General features: G+C 72.6%; 13 protein-coding genes. 1 reads left to right on the forward strand and 12 read right to left on the reverse strand.

What is annotated here, in order from left to right; all coding sequences use genetic code 11:
• Window positions 1-15: 15 nt before the first annotated feature.
• From D1J63_RS16755 to bldG, 9 genes are all read right to left on the reverse strand, one after another.
• On the reverse strand, window positions 16-1221 hold the full coding sequence (locus tag D1J63_RS16755) for a DNA polymerase III subunit delta' (RefSeq protein ID WP_125629615.1): 1206 nt from the start codon (window positions 1219-1221) through the stop codon (window positions 16-18).
• 273 nt (window positions 1222-1494) lie between these two features.
• Window positions 1495-4815 carry a dTMP kinase gene (gene tmk, locus D1J63_RS16760; protein WP_125629617.1) on the reverse strand — a complete coding sequence of 1107 codons (3321 nt, stop codon included), beginning with the start codon at window positions 4813-4815 and terminating at the stop codon, window positions 1495-1497.
• Between the two features lie 145 nt (window positions 4816-4960).
• Complete coding sequence (gene topA / locus D1J63_RS16765) at window positions 4961-7807, reverse strand: type I DNA topoisomerase (RefSeq protein WP_125629619.1); 2847 nt, start codon at window positions 7805-7807, stop codon at window positions 4961-4963.
• Between the two features lie 268 nt (window positions 7808-8075).
• On the reverse strand, window positions 8076-8273 hold the full coding sequence (locus D1J63_RS16770) for a hypothetical protein (protein ID WP_102931024.1): 198 nt from the start codon (window positions 8271-8273) through the stop codon (window positions 8076-8078).
• Between the two features lie 225 nt (window positions 8274-8498).
• Window positions 8499-10016, reverse strand: coding sequence for a methyltransferase (locus D1J63_RS16775; protein WP_125629622.1), 1518 nt, complete (start codon window positions 10014-10016; stop codon window positions 8499-8501).
• Between the two features lie 61 nt (window positions 10017-10077).
• Entirely contained in the window at window positions 10078-10668 is a 591-nt protein-coding gene (locus tag D1J63_RS16780; RefSeq protein ID WP_061443334.1) for a hypothetical protein, read from the reverse strand.
• Window positions 10669-10895: 227 nt separating this feature from the next.
• A complete protein-coding gene (locus D1J63_RS16785; RefSeq protein ID WP_102931022.1) occupies window positions 10896-13301 on the reverse strand; it encodes a sodium-translocating pyrophosphatase in 2406 nt (801 codons plus the stop codon).
• Between the two features lie 299 nt (window positions 13302-13600).
• Window positions 13601-14032, reverse strand: a complete 432-nt coding sequence (locus D1J63_RS16790) for an ATP-binding protein (RefSeq protein ID WP_102931021.1) — start codon at window positions 14030-14032, stop codon at window positions 13601-13603.
• A 108-nt stretch (window positions 14033-14140) separates the two neighbouring features.
• Window positions 14141-14482, reverse strand: a complete 342-nt coding sequence (gene bldG, locus D1J63_RS16795; protein ID WP_003975386.1) for an anti-sigma factor antagonist BldG — start codon at window positions 14480-14482, stop codon at window positions 14141-14143.
• An 82-nt stretch (window positions 14483-14564) separates the two neighbouring features.
• Here bldG and D1J63_RS16800 point away from each other — a divergent pair, with 82 nt between their 5' ends.
• Window positions 14565-17021, forward strand: coding sequence for a DEAD/DEAH box helicase (locus D1J63_RS16800; protein ID WP_164712860.1), 2457 nt, complete (start codon window positions 14565-14567; stop codon window positions 17019-17021).
• On the opposite strand, the gene D1J63_RS16805 is transcribed toward D1J63_RS16800, so the two are convergent.
• The 3 genes from D1J63_RS16805 to D1J63_RS16815 are packed head-to-tail and all read right to left on the reverse strand — an operon-like array spanning window position 16984 to window position 18141.
• On the reverse strand, window positions 16984-17445 hold the full coding sequence (locus D1J63_RS16805; protein WP_125635526.1) for an Rv3654c family TadE-like protein: 462 nt from the start codon (window positions 17443-17445) through the stop codon (window positions 16984-16986). The two genes, D1J63_RS16800 and D1J63_RS16805, sit on opposite strands and share 38 nt — an antisense overlap.
• Window positions 17446-17456: 11 nt before the next feature.
• Window positions 17457-17915 carry a TadE family type IV pilus minor pilin gene (locus D1J63_RS16810; RefSeq protein WP_269671178.1) on the reverse strand — a complete coding sequence of 153 codons (459 nt, stop codon included), beginning with the start codon at window positions 17913-17915 and terminating at the stop codon, window positions 17457-17459.
• Complete coding sequence (locus D1J63_RS16815) at window positions 17902-18141, reverse strand: DUF4244 domain-containing protein (protein WP_125629628.1); 240 nt, start codon at window positions 18139-18141, stop codon at window positions 17902-17904. The genes D1J63_RS16810 and D1J63_RS16815 overlap by 14 nt, the downstream gene beginning before the upstream one ends.
• Window positions 18142-18182 lie beyond the last annotated feature (41 nt).

Raw genomic sequence — 18182 nt, forward strand, 5'->3', positions numbered from 1 at the left:
CACGGAAACGCCTGCTCAGCCCGCTCTGAGGGCCATCGTCATCGCCTCCACCGCCAGCAGTGGGGGCACATTACGGTCGAGGGCCTCGCCGCAGGCCGCGATCGCCTCGATGCGGCGCAGCGTGGACTCGGGCGTGCTGCCGCGGGCGAGCCGCTCCAGGGAGTCCTCCGCGTCGGCGTTGGCGATCGCCACGCGGGAGCCGAGCTGGAGCGCCAGGACGTCGCGGTAGAAGCCGGTCAGCTCGCTCAGGGCCAGATCGAGGCTGTTGCGCTGGGTGCGCGCCTTGCGACGCTTCTGGTCGGCCTCCAGCTCCTTGATCACGCCGGCCGTGCCGCGGGGCAGTCGACCGCCCTGGGCCGCTCCCAGCGCCGCCTTCAGTTCCTCGGTCTCCTTGGTGTCCATCTCCTCGGCGAGCTGCTTGGCGTCCTCCGCCGCGGCGTCGACCAGCTCCTGGGCCGCCTTGAGGGCCCCTCCGACGTCCTCGACCCGCAGCGGCAGCTTCAGCACGGCCTCCCGGCGGGCCCGGGCGGCCTGGTCCGTGGCCAGGCGGCGGGCACGGTCGATGTGGCCCTGGGTGGCGCGGGCCGCCGCGGCGGCGACGTCCGGCTCGATGCCCTCGCGCCGGACGAGCATGTCGGCGACGGCCTGGACCGACGGCGTGCGCAGGTTCAGGTGGCGGCAGCGGGAGCGGATCGTGGGCAGGACGTCCTCGACGGAGGGGGCGCACAGCAGCCAGACGGTGCGCGGGGCCGGTTCCTCCACGGCCTTCAGGACGGCGTTGGCCGACTTCTCGTTGAGCCGCTCGGCCTCCTCGACGAGGATGATCTGCCAGCGGCCGTTCGCGGGCGAGGTGAACGACTTGCGGACGGTGTCCCGCATGTCCTTGGCGAGGATCTCGGCGCCCATGGCGACCACGGTGCTGACGTCCGCGTGGGTGCCGACCAGCGCCGTGTGGCATCCGTCGCAGAAGCCGCAGCCGGGGACGCCGCCGAGGGCACGGTCGGGGCTCACGCACTGCAAGGCGGCGGCGAAGGCCCGGGCCGCCTGGGTCACGCCGGAACCGGGCGGGCCCGTGAACAGCCAGGCGTGCGTCATGCTCGTCGCCTGCGGGAGGGGGCCGTCGGCCGCGGCGGCGGTGACGAAGGCGTCGGCATCCCGGGCGGCGGCGACGAGCGGCTCGCACACCTTCTCCTGCCCGACGAGGTCGTCCCACACGGTCATGGGTCACGCCGTCCTTCCGTCGCACTGGGCCGGCCGCGCCGGGCCGCCCCGCTGATACGCCTCGCTGATCCGCGGCGCGCCCTCCATTGTGCGGGGCGGCACCGACAACCGTGCGGGGCGGCACCTGCAACGCGGCGGGACGCCCGGGGCGTGGGCCCCGGGCGTCCCGGTACTCAGGTGCTCAGCTGCTCGACGCCGTCGTCAGCGCCGTCGCCGTCGTCAGCGCCGTCGCCGTCGTCAGCGCCGTCGCCGTCGTCAGCGCCGTCGCCGTCGTCAGCGCCGTCCTCGGCCCCTGCCTCGGCCGCCGCCCTTGCCGCCGCGGCCGTCGTCGTCCCGACCCGCCTCGTCCTCGTCGTGCGGCCCGAGCAGTTCGTCCGCCAGCGTCGGCAGGTCGTCCAGCGGGGTCTCCTCGGCCCAGTCGGAGCGGCGCCTGCGGGGCGGTGCCTGGTCGGGGTCGATCCGGGGCAGCTCGCGCGTGCGGTCCTGGGCCTCCTCGGCCGGGGCGTCCTCCCGGAAGTAGCCCGGCGGGACCCGGTCGGCGGGGTCGTCCCCGCGCACGGGCGGCAGTACGGCCGTCTCGTCGGCGGCACCCGGCGGCGTCACGGGCGGCAGGACCGCCGTCTCCTCGGCGTCCCGCGGCTCGACCGCCGGCAGCACCGCCGTCTCGTCCGCCGCACCGGACGGCACCTGCGGCTTGGGCAGCTCGGTCGTCACCTCGGACTCGGACTCGCCGGACGCCCGGCCGCCGTCGTCGGGCCCGCGGGCGCCGTCGCCGGCGTCGTCGGCCCGGTCGTCGTCCGGCGTGTCGCGCACCGGCCGCAGTACGGCTGTGTCCTCCACCGGTCCGCCGGAGGCGTTGGTCGGGGTCACCACCGGGGTCGGCACGGTCGCCGCGTCGGAGGGTGCCGAGGCCGCCGGCTTCGGGCGGGGTGCGTCCGCCGCCGCGGGGGCCGCCGGCTTGGGTCCGGCCGCCGCCGCTGCCGCCGCCTGCTCCGCCGCCCGGCGCGCCTCCTCGGCGCGCAGCAGGGCCTCCTCCGCCTTGCGCTGCTTCTCCAGGCGCCGGGCCTCTGCCTCGGCGCGCAGCCGCTCCTCCTCCTCGGCCTGCTTGCGGCGCCGTTCCTCCTCGGCCCGCAGCCGCGCCTCCTCCTCGGCGCGCGCCTTCTCCTCCGCGAGGAGCCGGGCCCGCTCCTCCTCGGCCTTGCGGCGTGCTTCCTCGGCCCGCTGCCTGGCCTCCTCGGCCTGCCGCTCGGCCTCGCGCCGCTGCGCCTCCTCCAGCTCGCGCCGCTTGCGCTCCTCCTCCTCGGCGCGCACCCGCGCCTCCTCCTCGAGGCGCTCGCGCTCCAGGCGCTCCTCCTCGGCCTTGCGCGCGGCCTCTTCCTCGGCCTTGCGGCGCGCCTCCTCCTCGGCCTTGCGGCGCGCCTCCTCCTGGGCCTTGATCTCGGCCTCGGACAGCGGCAGCACCTGGTCGAGCCGGTGGCGTACGACGCTGGTGACGGCCTCGGGCTCCTGCCCGGCGTCCACGACGAGATAGCGCCCCGGGTCGGCGGCGGCGAGGGTGAGGAAGCCGGAGCGCACGCGCGCGTGGAACTCGGCGGGCTCCGACTCCAGGCGGTCCGGCGCCTCGGTGAACCGCTCGCGGGCGGCCTCGGGGGCCACGTCCAGCAGGACGGTCAGGTGCGGGACGAGGCCGTTGGTGGCCCAGCGGTTGATGCGGGCGATCTCGGTCGGCGACAGGTCGCGGCCGGCGCCCTGGTAGGCGACCGAGGAGTCGATGTAGCGGTCGGAGACGACCACGGCGCCGCGCTCCAGGGCGGGCCGGACCACGGTGTCGACGTGCTCCGCGCGGTCGGCGGCGTACAGCAGCGCCTCCGCGCGGTGCGACAGCCCGGCGCTGGAGACGTCCAGCAGGATGGAGCGCAGGCGCTTGCCCACCGGGGTCGCCCCCGGCTCGCGGGTGAGCACGACCTCGTGGCCCTTGCCGCGGATCCACTCGGCGAGGGCCTCGGCTTGGGTGGACTTGCCCGCCCCGTCGCCGCCCTCCAGGGCGATGAAGAAACCGTTCGTCGCGGGCGTCGGCACCGGGTCGTCGCCGCCGAGCAGCGCGTCCCGCAGGTCGTGCCGCAGCGGCACGCCGGAGCGGTCGTCGACCTTGGCCAGCACCAGCGCGGCCAGCGGCAGCAGCAGGGCGCCGAGCAGCATCAGGACGAACGCCGCGCCGCCGTGGGCGAAGACGAACTTGCCGCTCTCCAGCCGGTGCGGTCCGATCGCCGCGGCCAGCACGGGTCCGACGACCGCGCCCAGCGCCACGCAGACCCGGACGACCGCGTGCAGGTGCTCGGTGATCCGGGCCCGGCGGTGGTCCTCGGTCTCCTGGTCGAGCAGCGCGTGTCCGGTGTTCGCGGCGACGCCCGCGCCGACCCCCGTCAACGCCAGGAGCAGCAGCACGGTGGTGTCGTCCGGGACGAGTCCGGCGGCCAGCAGGGTGACGCCGGCGAAGGCGATCGCCAGGGCGAGCAGCCGCCGGCGCGACAGGGAGGGCAGCAGGGCGGGGGCGGTGCGGATGCCGACGACGACGCCGCCGGTCAGCGCGCCCACCGCCAGGCCGTAGAGCACCGGGCCGCCGCCCAGGTCCTTGGCGTGCAGGACGGCCACGGCGACGGTGGCGGCCACCACCGCGGCGACCGCGGCGCAGGCGAACACCAGCAGCGGGAGCGCGCCGGTGCGGCCCTTGTCGACGCCGCCGCTGTTGCCGCCGCCGCTCTTGGGCCGGCGCATGCCCTCCAGCGGGGACCGCGCGCGCGGGGTGCGCACCGCGGGCAGCTCCAGGAAGGTCACGACGGACAGGGATGCGGCGAACAGCCCGGCCGCCACGTACGAGCCGAGCGCCGCCTGGTGCTCGGCGAACCAGTCGACGCCGGCGCCCAGCAGGTTGTTCAGGAGCCCGGCGACGACCAGGACGACGGCCGCCAAGGGGATCGCGACGAAGCTCGTGCGCAGCGACAGGCGGCGCAGCGCGTCCATGTGGTCCGGCAGCGGCCGTACCGTCGCGCCCTCCAGAGGCGGGGCGGGCAGCAGCGCGGGGGCCGCGCTCTCCCGGCACACGGTCCAGAAGCGCTCGGCGACGCCGGTGACGAAGACGGTCACCAGGAGGACGGCGAGCGCGTTGTCGGGTGTCCAGTCGATCCACAGCGGGGCGACGATCAGCAGGGCTGCCCGCAGCCCGTCGGCGCCGACCATGGTCCAGCGCCGGTCGAGCGGGCCGTCCTGTGAGGTGAGTGAGGTCAGGGGCCCGAGCAGGACGGCGCCGAAGAGCAGCGTCGCCAGGATGCGGACGCCGAAAACGGTCGCCACTGCGAACGCCACGCCCCGGTAGCCCCCGCCGAAGGAGCCCGCGCCGATCGCGGCCTGGACCGCGAGGAGGACCAGCACCAGGAGGGCGAGGATGTCGCCGACACCCCCCACGAGCTGTGCGCTCCACAAACGCCTCAGCTGCGGACGGCGCAGCAGGGCGCGGACGGCGCGCTCGCGGGAGTCCGCGACCAGGGCGTCGTCCGGGGCGGGGTGAGGGGCCGTTGGCTGCTCGGCTCGCGTCATGCGTTCAGCCTATCGGTCGGCGCCGACAGTCCGGTGTGCCCGGCCGAACGTACGCACGCCCCGACACCGAATTGATGCCGGGGCGTTCGTTTCGCGAAGAGAGTGTGACGAAGAGCCTGCGAGAAGGCGGGGGTCTGAGCCGGGCTCAGTCCTCCGACGCCTTCGCCGCGGTCGCCTTCTTGGCGGTCGTCTTCTTCGCCGTGCTCTTGGCGGCGGTCTTCTTGGCCGCCGTGGTCTTGGCGGCGGCGGTCTTCTTGGTCGCCGCCGCCTTCTTGGCCGGGGCCTTCTTGGCGGCCGTCTTCTTCGTGGCCTTCTTCGCCGTCTTCTTGGCGGGACCCTTGGCGCGCTTCTCGGCCAGCAGCTCGTAGCCGCGCTCGGGCGTGATCTCCTCGACGCTGTCGCCGGAGCGCAGGGTCGCGTTGGTCTCGCCGTCGGTGACGTACGGGCCGAAGCGGCCGTCCTTGACCACGACCGGCTTCTCGCTGACCGGGTCGGTGCCCAGCTCCTTCAGCGGCGGCTTGGCCGCGGCCCGGCCACGCTGCTTGGGCTGGGCGTAGATCGCCAGCGCCTCCTCCAGCGTGATGTCGAAGAGCTGCTCCTCGGTCTGGAGGGACCGCGAGTCCGTGCCCTTCTTCAGGTACGGGCCGTAGCGGCCGTTCTGCGCGGTGATCTCGACGCCTTCGGCGTCGGTGCCGACGACGCGGGGCAGCGACATCAGCCGGAGGGCGTCGTCGAGGGTCACGGTGTCCAGCGACATCGACTTGAACAGCGAGGCGGTGCGCGGCTTCACGGCGTTCTTGCCGGTCTTCGGGGTGCCCTCGGGGAGCACCTCGGTGACGTACGGGCCGTAGCGGCCGTCCTTGGCGACGATGGCGTGGCCGGTGGCCGGGTCGGTGCCCAGCTCGAAGTCGCCGCTCGGCTTGGCGAGCAGTTCCTCCGCCAGCTCCACGGACAGCTCGTCCGGGGCCAGGTCCTCGGGGACGTCGGCGCGCTGGTGGTTCTCGGCGTCCTTCTCGCCGCGCTCGACGTACGGGCCGTAGCGGCCGACGCGCAGCTTGATGTCGTTGCCGACGGGGAAGGAGGACACCTCGCGCGCGTCGATCGCGCCGAGGTCGGTCACCAGTTCCTTGAGGCCGCCGAGGTGGTCGCCGTCGCCGTTGCCCGCGTCGGCCGCGCCGCCGCCTCCCGCGCCGTCGCCCTCGCCGAAGTAGAAGCGGCGCAGCCACGGCACCGCCTGGGCCTCGCCGCGGGCGATGGCGTCGAGGTCGTCCTCCATCTTGGCGGTGAAGTCGTAGTCGACGAGCCGCCCGAAGTGCTTCTCCAGGAGGTTCACCACGGCGAAGGAGAGGAAGGACGGGACGAGTGCCGTGCCCTTCTTGAAGACGTAGCCGCGGTCCAGGATGGTGCCGATGATCGACGCGTACGTCGACGGGCGGCCGATCTCGCGCTCTTCCAGCTCCTTGACCAGCGACGCCTCGGTGTAGCGGGCCGGGGGCTTGGTGGCGTGGCCGTCGACCGTGATCTCCTCGGCCGTCAGCGCGTCGCCCTCGGCGACCTGCGGCAGGCGCCGCTCGCGGTCGTCCAGCTCGGCGTTCGGGTCGTCGGCGCCCTCGACGTAGGCCTTGAGGAAGCCGTGGAAGGTGATGGTCTTGCCGGAGGCGCTGAACTCGACGTCCCGGCCGTCGGAGGCGGCGCCGCCGATCTTCACGGTGACGCTGTTGCCGGTCGCGTCCTTCATCTGGGAGGCGACGGTCCGCTTCCAGATCAGCTCGTACAGCTTGAACTGGTCGCCGGTCAGACCGGTCTCGGCGGGCGTGCGGAAGCGGTCGCCGGAGGGGCGGATCGCCTCGTGCGCCTCCTGCGCGTTCTTGACCTTGCCGGCGTACGTGCGCGGCTGGGGCGGCAGGTAGTCGGCGCCGTACAGCTGCGTCACCTGGGCGCGGGCGGCCGAGACGGCCGTGTCGCTCAGGGTCGTGGAGTCCGTACGCATGTAGGTGATGTAGCCGTTCTCGTACAGCTTCTGGGCGACCTGCATGGTCGACTTCGCGCCGAAGCCGAGCTTGCGCGAGGCCTCCTGCTGCAGCGTCGTCGTGCGGAACGGGGCGTAGGGCGAGCGCCGGTACGGCTTGGACTCGACGGAGCGGACGGCGAAGCGCGTGTTCTCCAGCGCGGCGGCGAGCGCGCGGGCGTTCGCCTCGTCGAGGTGGAGGGTGTTCGCGCTCTTGAGCTGCCCCAGGGAGTCGAAGTCGCGGCCCTGCGCGACACGCCGTCCGTCGACCGTCTGGAGGCGGGCGACCAGCGACGACGGGTCGGAGGCGTCTCCCGCGCGGCCCGTCGCGAAGGTGCCGGTGAGGTCCCAGTACTCGGCGGAGCGGAACGCCATGCGCTCGCGTTCCCGCTCGACGACGAGCCGGGTGGCGACGGACTGGACGCGGCCTGCCGACAGGCGCGGCATGACCTTCTTCCACAGGACCGGCGAGACCTCGTAGCCGTAGAGGCGGTCGAGGATGCGGCGGGTCTCCTGGGCGTCGACCAGCTTCTGGTTCAGCTCGCGCGGGTTGGCGACGGCGGCGCGGATCGCGTCCTTGGTGATCTCGTGGAACACCATGCGCTTGACCGGGATCTTCGGCTTGAGGACTTCCTGCAGGTGCCAGGCGATGGCCTCGCCCTCGCGGTCCTCATCGGTGGCGAGGAAGAGTTCGTCGGACTCCTTCAGCAGGTCCTTGAGCTTCTTGACCTGGGACTTCTTGTCGGCGTTGACCACGTAGATGGGCTGGAAGTCGTGTTCGACGTCCACACCGAGGCGGCGCACCTCGCCGGTGTACTTCTCCGGCACCTCCGCCGCGCCGCTGGGAAGGTCGCGAATGTGCCCGACGCTCGCCTCGACGACGTAGCCAGGGCCGAGATAGCCCTTGATCGTCTTCGCCTTGGCAGGCGACTCGACGATGACGAGTCGGCGGCCGCCCTTCGCGGTCTCGCTGGTCGGGGACAACTTCGCTCTTCTCTCCGGTCGACGCTGGGCCTCCCCAGGGCGTGGTCCCGGGTCGGGTCGTTCTGTGTTTCGATCGTGACGCTGCGGAGTGTGACGGTACCTCCCGCCCCCGTGTCAAACGGGAAAAGCCCACAACGGCCACTCGAACGGTAACCCGACGAACCCTGTTCCTGCCGCCCGGAGTGCTCACCTGCCCCGACGCGTGTATCCGGAGCGCGATCCCCCGGTTACTTCGGCGGCGCTTCGGCCGAGGCCGCCGACCTGCTCCTCACGCCTGCGTCAGGCACCACGCCCCGACGCCCAGCGCGATCACGGCGGCGACGCTCGCGACGGTCGCGGATGCGACGGGGCTCACACCGAGCGCGACGGGCCGGCCGTGCCGCACCCGCGTCGTGGTCCACGCCAGCAGACCGGCCCCGAACAGGGCGAACACCAATCCCGCGAAGATCGCCGGCCCGCTCTCCATGGTCCCCGTGCCCCTTTTCTCCAGCCGGCGCAAGCCGGTCCGCGTGTCCGGCCTCCCGGAGGCTGTCACCCACGGGAGGCGGGCAGGCGAACCCGAGGTGAACGGGGAGACGACGGGACCGCGGCACGCGTGCGGCACCGGCTGCACGGGCGGGGCGGTGCGGGCGGTACGGGACGGCGCGGAAGGAAATGGGTGCGCGCACCCACGCCCGGCGACCGGGCCGCCCTACGCCGGTTCGAGGAAGCCCTGCTCCACCAGGAGGCGGATCTGTGCGGGCGTGCGGTCGCGCAGGGCCACCGGGTCCTCGCCGACCAGCTGGGCGATGGCGTCCAGGATGCGGCCGGCGCTCATGGTGCCGTCGCAGACGCCGGCGAAACCGGCGCCGACCGTGTCGACCCGGGTGGCCCGGCGCATGCCGCGGTTCTGGCGCAGGACGACGTGCTCCGGGTCCTCGGCGCCGGGCAGCCCGACCTGTTCCTGGACGACCTCGCCGGCGAGCGTGAAGTGGGCCTCCAGCAGGGCCGCGTCGTCGTGGGAGCGCAGGTAGTCGACCCGGTCGAAGTGGGCGCGCACGGTCTCGCCGAGCGGCTGCTCGATCGGGTGCGGCCACTCCTCGGCGACGACCGAGGGCTCGGCGGCCCCGGTCCGGCGCAGGGTGATCCAGCCGAAGCCGACGGCCTTGACCTTGCGCGCCTCGAACTCGTCCAGCCACGCGTCGTACCGCGCCTGGTACGCGGCCGGGTCGCCGCGGTGGTCGCCCGCGTCCCGCAGCCACAGCTCGGCGTACTGGGTGACGTCCTGCACCTCGCGCTGCACGATCCAGGCGTCGCAGCCGCGCGGCACCCAGGAGCGCAGCCGGTCCGTCCAGTCCTCCCCCTCCACGTGCTGCCAGTTGGCGAGGAAGTGCGCGAACCCGCCCTCGTTCAGGCGCTCCCCCGTCTGCTGAACGAGCGTGCGGCACAGATCGTCCCCGCTCATCCCGCCGTCGCGGTAGGTGAGCCGGGCGCCCGGTGAGATCACGAACGGCGGGTTGGAGACGATCAGGTCGTACGTCTCGTCGTCGGCGACCGGTTCGTAGAGGGAGCCCTCGCGCAGGTCGGCGGCCGGGGCCCCGGACAGGGCGAGGGTGAGCGCGGTGATGTGCAGCGCGCGCGGGTTGACGTCGGTGGCGGTCACGCGCGTGGCGTGCGCGGCGGCGTGCAGCGCCTGGATGCCGGAGCCGGTGCCGAGGTCGAGGGCGGCGGAGACGGGCGTACGGACGGTGAGGCCGGCCAGGGTCGTGGAGGCGCCGCCGACGCCGAGGACGACGCCCTCGGCGTGGTTGCCGATGCCGCCCGCGCCGCCGACCGCGCAGCCGAGGTCGGAGACGATGAACCAGTCCTCGCCGTCGGGGCCGCCGTAGGGCCGCACGTCCACGGTGGCCGTGACCTCGTCGTCGCCCGCGTGCTCGAGCCATCCGCTCTCCAGGCAGGCGTCGGCGGGCAGCACGTCCGCCACGCGCGCGTGGGGCACGGGTTGCTGGAGCAGGAACAGCCGGACGAGCAGTTCCAGCGGCGTGTCGCCGCGGGTCGCCCGGAGCGCGGGCACGGTCTCGCTGCGCGACAGGGCCGCGTAGGCGGGGGCGCCGAGCAGCTCCAGCAGTCCGTCGGCGGTGAAGGACGCCCCGAGCAGGGCGTCCCGCAGCCGGGCGGTGACGTCGGGGCGGTCGGCGGCGGGCAGGGGGGACAGGCTGGCGTTACTCACACCCCCATTGTGGCCCGGCGGTCCGGGCCCCGCCCCGCGTCCGCGTGTTGGCGCCGCTCCGTCAGCCCTTGGCGGCCGACGGGGTCGCCGAGGCCGACTTGCAGCTGGGCTGCTTGGCCATCGCCTTGCCGACGTCGCCCTCCTCCAGGGTCTTCAGCGCGTCGTTGCCGCTCTTGCTGAGCTTGTTCAGCTCGGTGGCGATGTCCTTGAGGCCGTCGGCGAACTCCGCCTGGTCCTTGGTGTTGAGCTCCTCCACCTGCTTGCGCAGGGAGGCGTACGACGAGGAGAGGCCGTTCAGCTCGGTGACGGCGTCCTTCTGCTTCTTCTCGCCGTCGTCGACGTCCGGGGGGCCGGCCTTCTGGACGGTGGCGCCCATCGCCTTGTAGGCGTCGGACATGTCCTGGAACGCCTTCGCGTCGGTCTTCTGGACCTCGGCCGGCGTGCTGCTGTCCGAGGTCTCCTTCTGGATCGCCGCGTTGGCCGCCGCGATCTTCTTGGCCTGCGGCTGCACTCCCTCGCAGACCTCCTTGGCCCAGGAGTCCAGCTTCTCGTTGTCGTCGCTGCCGCCGCATCCCGTCAGCGCCAGTACCAGTACCGCACCGCCGGACAGTGCGACCGCGAGCTTCTTGTTCACCGGATTGGTCCCTTCCATGGCTCTCGGCCCCGGAACATACACGCCGGATGGGGGACATCCACTGGACGAACATCCGTTATGACGGTATTGAAGCCATTTGCACCAAGACGAACAAGGGAGAGAAGGCTCACGGCCTGAGGGGCGCGCACGCGCGAAACGGGCGGACGACGCGTCAACACGCGCCGCCCGCCCGTCCTTTGCCTCCGCCCCCTGGCCAGTCCGCAGAGCGGCCCCGGGGCGGATGCCTACGAAACCACCGCCGGATCGGCCGACTTGGGCTTTTCGTCGGAGTCGTCCTCGTCGCCCATGGCGATCCCGCGCCGCTTGGACACGTAGACCGCCGCCGCGATGACGACGAACGCGACGACGGCGATCAGCACCCGTACGCCGATGCTCTTGTCGGCCCCGTAGGAGAACTTGATGACGGCGGGGGCGATGAGCAGCGCCACCAGGTTCATGACCTTCAGCAGCGGGTTGATCGCCGGGCCCGCGGTGTCCTTGAAGGGATCGCCGACGGTGTCGCCGATGACGGTGGCGGCGTGGGCCTCGCTGCCCTTGCCGCCGTGGTGGCCGTCCTCGACGAGTTTCTTGGCGTTGTCCCAGGAACCGCCGGAGTTGGCGAGGAACACCGCCATCAGCGTGCCCGCGCCGATCGCGCCCGCCAGGAACGCGCCGAGCGCCCCCACACCGAGGGTGAACCCGATGAAGATGGGCGCCATCACGGCGAGCAGTCCGGGCGTGGCGAGCTCCCGCAGGGCGTCCCTGGTGCAGATGTCGACGACCTTGCCGTACTCGGGTTTCTCGCTGTAGTCCATGATTCCGGGCCGTTCCCGGAACTGCCGGCGCACCTCGAAGACGACCGCGCCCGCCGACCGGGACACCGCGTTGATCGCCAGCCCCGAGAAGAGGAAGACGACCGCGGCGCCGGCGATGAGCCCGACGAGGTTGTTGGGCTGCGAGATGTCCATCATCAGGTTCATCGGCGCGCCCTCGCCGCTGAGTTTCTCGCCCACGTCCGCCGCGCCGGTGGTGATGGCGTCGCGGTACGACCCGAACAGGGCCGCGGCGGCGAGTACGGCGGTGGCGATGGCGATGCCCTTGGTGATGGCCTTGGTGGTGTTGCCGACGGCGTCCAGGTCGGTGAGGACCTGGGCGCCGGCGCCCTCGACGTCGCCGGACATCTCGGCGATGCCCTGCGCGTTGTCGGAGACCGGACCGAAGGTGTCCATGGCGACGATGACGCCGACGGTGGTGAGCAGGCCGGTGCCGGCCAGCGCCACCGCGAACAGCGCCAGCATGATCGACGTACCGCCGAGCAGGAAGGCCCCGTAGACGCCGAGGCCGATCAACAGGGCGGTGTAGACGGCGGATTCGAGGCCGAGTGAGATTCCGGCGAGGACGACGGTGGCGGGACCGGTGAGCGAGGTCTTGCCGATGTCCTTGACGGGGCGCCGGGTGGTCTCGGTGAAGTAGCCGGTGAGCTGCTGGATCAGAGCGGCGAGCACGATGCCGATCGCCACCGCGACCAGCGCGAGGATCCGCGGGTCGCCGTTCTTGCCCGCGATCGCCGCGTCGGTGACGCCGTCCAGGTCGGCGTACGAGCCGGGCAGGTAGACGAAGACGGCGACCGCCACCAGCACCAGCGAGATCACCGCGGAGATGAAGAAGCCCCGGTTGATCGCGCTCATGCCGCTGCGGTCGGACCGCCGGGGAGCCACCGCGAAGATGCCGATCATCGCCGTGATCACGCCGATCGCCGGGACCAGCAGCGGGAACGCCAGCCCCGAGTCGCCGAACGCGACCTTGCCCAGGATCAGCGCGGCCACCAGGGTGACGGCGTACGACTCGAAGAGGTCGGCGGCCATGCCCGCGCAGTCGCCGACGTTGTCGCCCACGTTGTCGGCGATGGTCGCGGCATTGCGCGGATCGTCCTCCGGAATGCCCTGCTCGACCTTGCCGACCAGGTCGGCGCCGACGTCGGCGGCCTTGGTGAAGATGCCGCCGCCGACCCGCATGAACATCGCGATCAGCGCGGCACCGAGGCCGAAGCCCTCCAGCACCTTCGGCGCGTCGGCCGCGTACACCAGCACCACGCAGCAGGCGCCCAGCAGGCCGAGCCCCACCGTGAACATGCCGACGACGCCGCCCGTACGAAACGCGATCTTCGTCGCCTTGTGCGAGACGAGAGTGAGATCCTTTTCCGGTTCGCCGGGCGCCGGTGTCGCTTCCCGCGCCGCCGCGGCGACGCGCACATTGCTGCGTACCGCGAGCCACATGCCGATATAGCCGGTGGCCGCCGAGAACGCCGCTCCGATCAGGAAGAAGATCGAACGTCCGGCACGTTGATTCCAGTCGTCCGCGGGCAGCAGCATGAGCAGGAAGAACACGACGACGGCGAATACGCCGAGCGTGCGCAACTGCCGGGCCAGGTAGGCGTTCGCGCCTTCCTGAACGGCCGCCGCGATCTTCTTCATGCTGTCGGTTCCCTCGCCCGCCGCGAGCACCTGGCGCACCAGGACGCCCGCGAGCACCAGCGCGGCCAGCGCGACGACCGCGATGACCGCGACCAGGGCGCGGTTTCCGTCGGTCAGCACGGCAGCCGCGAGGTGGGAGGGATCGCCCAACTGATGAGGGGTGGAAAGCTCCGCCATTCGTCCTCCTTGACGCTTGGGCTGAGCTCAAGATGTGGACGGGATTGTAGGTACCGGAACCTGATCAAAACAGTGCACGACAAAAGGAATTGACCTGTCAACCACAAGGGAGCCGGAAGTAGTAATGCCCCTCCGGCATTAATGCCGTGATCCGTTTGCTGATCAATTTTCTGTGCGATTGATCGTGAATGAATTCACTTAACGCCCGCACGGCACCAATGTATGTCCGCGCACGGCAAAGGGCCCCACCAGGTGGGGCCCTCCGGGTGACACGGGTGATGCGGAAGTGACGCGGCGGGTCAGATCGGCGGCAGCACCGCCGGCGCGGTGGGCCAGGTCATGCGGATCAGCCCGCCGTCCTCGCCCGCCGAGACCTCCACGTCGTCGACGAGTCCGCTGATGACCGCCAGACCCATCTCGTCCTCCTCGGCCTCCAGCTCCTCGGCGGCGTCCCCGGAGGTCTTGACCCCGGGGACCGCGTGCGGCGCCTCGTCACCGACCTCGATGGAGAACTGCTTCTCCTCCTCGATCAGCGACACCTTGACCGGCGCCGTGATGCCGACGTGCTGATGCAGGCCCACAGCCCGGGTGCAGGCCTCGCCGACGGCGAGCCTGACCTCGTCGAGGACGGCCTCGTCCACTCCGGCCCTGCGCGCCACCGCGGCCGCCACCAGACGGGCGGTGCGGACGTGCTCGGGCAGCGCGCTGAAGCGGAGTTCGACGGTGGCCATGCATCCCCCTCGGACTACGGGCGTGCTTTCGAGGGTCCGGGCCGCCGACAGCCCGGACCCCCCTCGTTCTCCTTGCCGCTCCGGGCCCCGAGGGCCCGGAACCGGTCGTCAGTCGGTGGCCGCCACCGCTTCCTCGACCGAGGTGTGAATGGGGAACACCTTGGTGAGGCCGGTGATACGGAAGATCTTGAGAATGCGCTCCTGGTTGCAGACCAGCCGCAGCGAGCCCTCATGGGCACGCACCCGCTTCAGTCCACCGACCAGGACGCCGAGCCCAGTGGAGTCGAGGAAGTCCACGCCCTCCATGTCGACGACGAGATGGAAACTCCCGTCGTTCACCAGCTCGACCAGCTGCTCACGCAGCTTGGGCGCGGTGTATACGTCAATTTCGCCACCGACCTCGACGACCGTACGATCGCCGACGGTACGGGTCGACAGGGACAGGTCCACGGATCCTCCAGCACCTTGCTATCGAGCGGTCGTCCCTCGGGACACCTCGGCTTGAAGCCCCCAGGACGGTTCGCCAGCCGCGATGGCATTCAATCACTTACCGGCAGGCGTGCACGACGCCTTGGTCCCATTGTCCGTCACGCCAGTGACAGACTCGGTGCCGATGGCCAAGAATCACCGACCCGATCGATCCCCGGCGGAGCCCGGCTCCCGGCCGGAACCGGGCATGCTCCTGGACCGGCTCGCCGCGGGACCGAGCCGGGCTGCGCGCATCACTCATACGGAGCACTTGCCCCCGCGTGCGGGCCGTCATGCCGTCTGGCCGGACCGGATTCGGCCGGAGGTTCTCGCGGCGGTGCAGGCCGCGGGGATCGAACATCCCTGGGCCCACCAGGCACGCGTGGCCGAGCACGCCCTCGACGGCGACTCGGTGGTCGTCGCCACGGGCACCGCGTCCGGCAAGTCCCTGGCCTATCTGGTGCCGGTCCTGTCGGCCCTCCTGGACGGCTCCGAGGCCCCGAACGGGCGCGGCGCCACCGCCCTCTACCTGGCCCCCACCAAGGCGCTGGCGGCCGATCAGTGCCGGTCGGTGAAGGAACTTTCACAACCCCTGGGCGCATCCGTGCGAACGGCCGTCTACGACGGCGACACGCCGTTCGAGGAACGCGAGTGGATCCGGCAGTACGGCACGTACGTCCTGACCAACCCGGACATGCTGCACCGCGGCATCCTGCCCTCCCACCCCCGCTGGTCCTCCTTCCTGAGGGCGCTGAAATACGTCGTCATCGACGAGTGCCACACCTACCGCGGCGTCTTCGGCTCCCACGTCGCCCAGGTGCTGCGCAGACTGCGCAGACTGTGCGCCCGCTACGGCGCGTCGCCCGTCTTCCTGCTCGCCTCCGCCACCGCCGCCGAGCCCGCGGTGGCCGCCCGCCGGCTCACCGGGCTGCCCGTGACCGAGGTCGCCGACGACGCGTCACCACGCGGGGAACTGGTGTTCGCCCTGTGGGAACCGCCGCTGACCGAACTGGAGGGCGAGAAGGGCGCGCCGGTCCGCCGCACGGCCACCGCCGAAGCCGCCGACCTGCTCACCGACCTCACGGTGCAGGGCATGCGCTCGATCACCTTCGTACGCTCCCGGCGCGGCGCCGAGCTGATCTCGGTCATCGCCCAGGAGCGCCTGGCCGAGGTCGACCGCTCCCTGGCCGGGCGCGTGGCGGCGTACCGCGGCGGTTACCTCCCCGAGGAACGCCGCGCCCTGGAACGCGCCCTGCACTCCGGCGACCTCCTCGGCCTCGCGGCGACGAACGCCCTGGAACTCGGCCTCGACATCTCCGGCCTGGACGCCGTGGTGATCGCCGGGTACCCGGGCACGCGCGCCTCGCTGTGGCAGCAGGCGGGCCGGGCCGGGCGGTCGGGTCAGGGGGCGCTGGCCGTGCTGGTCGCCCGTGACGACCCGCTGGACACCTTCCTCGTCCATCACCCGGAGGCCCTGTTCGACCAGCCGGTGGAGTCCACGGTCCTCGACCCCGACAATCCGTACGTCCTCGCCCCGCACCTGTGCGCGGCGGCGGCCGAACTTCCTCTGACCGAGGAGGACCTGAAGCTCTTCGGCCCCGCCTGCGAGGAACTGCTGCCCCAGCTGGAGGCGGCGAAGCTGCTGCGCCGGCGGACCCGGGCCTGGCACTGGACCCGCCGCGAGCGGGCCGCCGACCTCACCGACATCCGCGGCGAGGGCGGGCGCCCTGTCCAGGTCGTCGAGGCCGGCACGGGACGGCTGCTGGGCACGGTGGACGCCGGTGCCGCCCACACGACCGTGCACGAGGGCGCCGTCCACCTCCACCAGGGGCGCACGTACCTCGTCCGCTCCCTCGACCTGGAGGACTCCGTCGCGCTGGTCGAGCAGGCGACCCCCGCCTACTCGACCGTGGCCCGCGACACGACGGCGATCTCGGTCCTGGAGACCGACGTCGAGGTCCCCTGGGGCGACGGGCGCCTCTGCTACGGCTCCGTCGAGGTCACCAACCAAGTGGTCTCCTTCCTGCGCCGGCGCCTGATCACCGGCGAGGTGCTGGGCGAGACCAAGCTCGACCTCCCTCCCCGGACACTGCGCACGCGCGCCGTGTGGTGGACGGTCACCGAGGACCAGCTGGACGCCGCCCGGATCAACCCGGAGATCCTCGGCGGGGCCCTGCACGCCGCCGAGCACGCCTCGATCGGCATGCTGCCCCTGTTCGCGACCTGCGACCGCTGGGACATCGGCGGCGTGTCGGTCCCCCTGCACCCGGACACGCTGCTGCCGACGGTCTTCGTGTACGACGGCCACCCCGGGGGCGCGGGGTTCGCCGAGCGCGCCTTCCACACCGCCCGTGACTGGCTCACGGCCACCCGGGAGGCCATCGCCTCCTGCGAGTGCGACGCCGGCTGCCCGTCCTGCATCCAGTCCCCCAAGTGCGGCAACGGCAACGATCCGCTGCACAAGCGGGGAGCGGTGCGGCTCCTCACGGTGCTGCTGAAAGGGGCGGCGGAGGCGGCGTAGGGGGTGCGGAGGGGCTGGGCGGTGCCGGCGGCACGGGTGGTGCCATTGGCCCCGGCGGTGCCAGCGGGACGATCGGTGCGGGGGACGTGGGCGAGGCCGGGCCCGCCCTGGCCCTGACCTCCGCCGTGAACGGCCCCGTGCCGGACGCCGCAGTCACGTCCGAGACCTGCCCGGTGAGCGCGCACCGCACCAACCGCACCCCCTGGGCCCGCGCGACCCGCTCCGCCCTGTCGCACGCCGCCGCGCCACCCCCGGCCCAGCGGTCCGCCGCCGCGAGCGCCGCCAGATCGGCGCCACCGGCCGCACGATGCCGGGCCACTACGGCCTGCCCCAGCGCGAGCACGACGCCGAACACCAGACACAGAACGGCGATGGCTCCAACGCTCCACACGGTCGCCGAACCCCGGTCGGACGCGGTCCTCAGGGCGTCGCACCTCACGACTCCGCCCCCGCCGGCGCGGTCCCCACCGACTGCTCCACGGAAGCCACGGCCTCCTCGCGCACCTCGAAGGGCAGGCCGTGCAGAGCCGGCGGGTCGGCCACCACGACCACGCGGACCAGGCCCGCCTCCCGGCTGACCGTGACCCGGGCTCCCCGGGGTGCCGCCGCGCGGGCGACCTTCACGACCGCGTCGGCCGGGTCCTGTCGTGCCGCCGCGCGGGCGCCCGTCCGAGCCGCGTCCACGCACTGGATCTGAGCGGCCACCACGAGCAGGCCCCACACCAACGCCGTCGCGAACACCACCAGCACCGGGAGCACCACGGCCGTTTCCGCCGTCACGAAGCCGCCGTCCCGTCCGCTGCGGGGTTCGCCGTCCGGTCCGCTGTGCGGCCGGCGTCCGCGAACGCCCCGGGTCCGTGCCTTCCTCGTCGCCGCCCGCTCACATCCGCGCATCGAGCGCCCGCTTCACGATGCCCTGCAGCTCCGCGCTGACCGCGTCGCTCGTCACGACCTTGTAGAGGATCACGGCGAAACCCACCGCCGCGACGATCCCCATCGCGTACTCCGACGTGACCATGCCCGCGTCCCGCCGAAAGGCCCGCCCCACGGCGCGCCGCCGCAGTGCCTCACCCGCTCCGTTCACCAGGGCACGCAGCCGTGCCCGTACCGCCTGATACATCGCAACCCCCGTAAGGTTCGGTTTCGTTGCTCACTTGCTCG

Origin of the sequence: Streptomyces sp. KPB2, assembly GCF_003950055.1 — a bacterium.
Classification (GTDB): domain Bacteria; phylum Actinomycetota; class Actinomycetes; order Streptomycetales; family Streptomycetaceae; genus Streptomyces; species Streptomyces salinarius.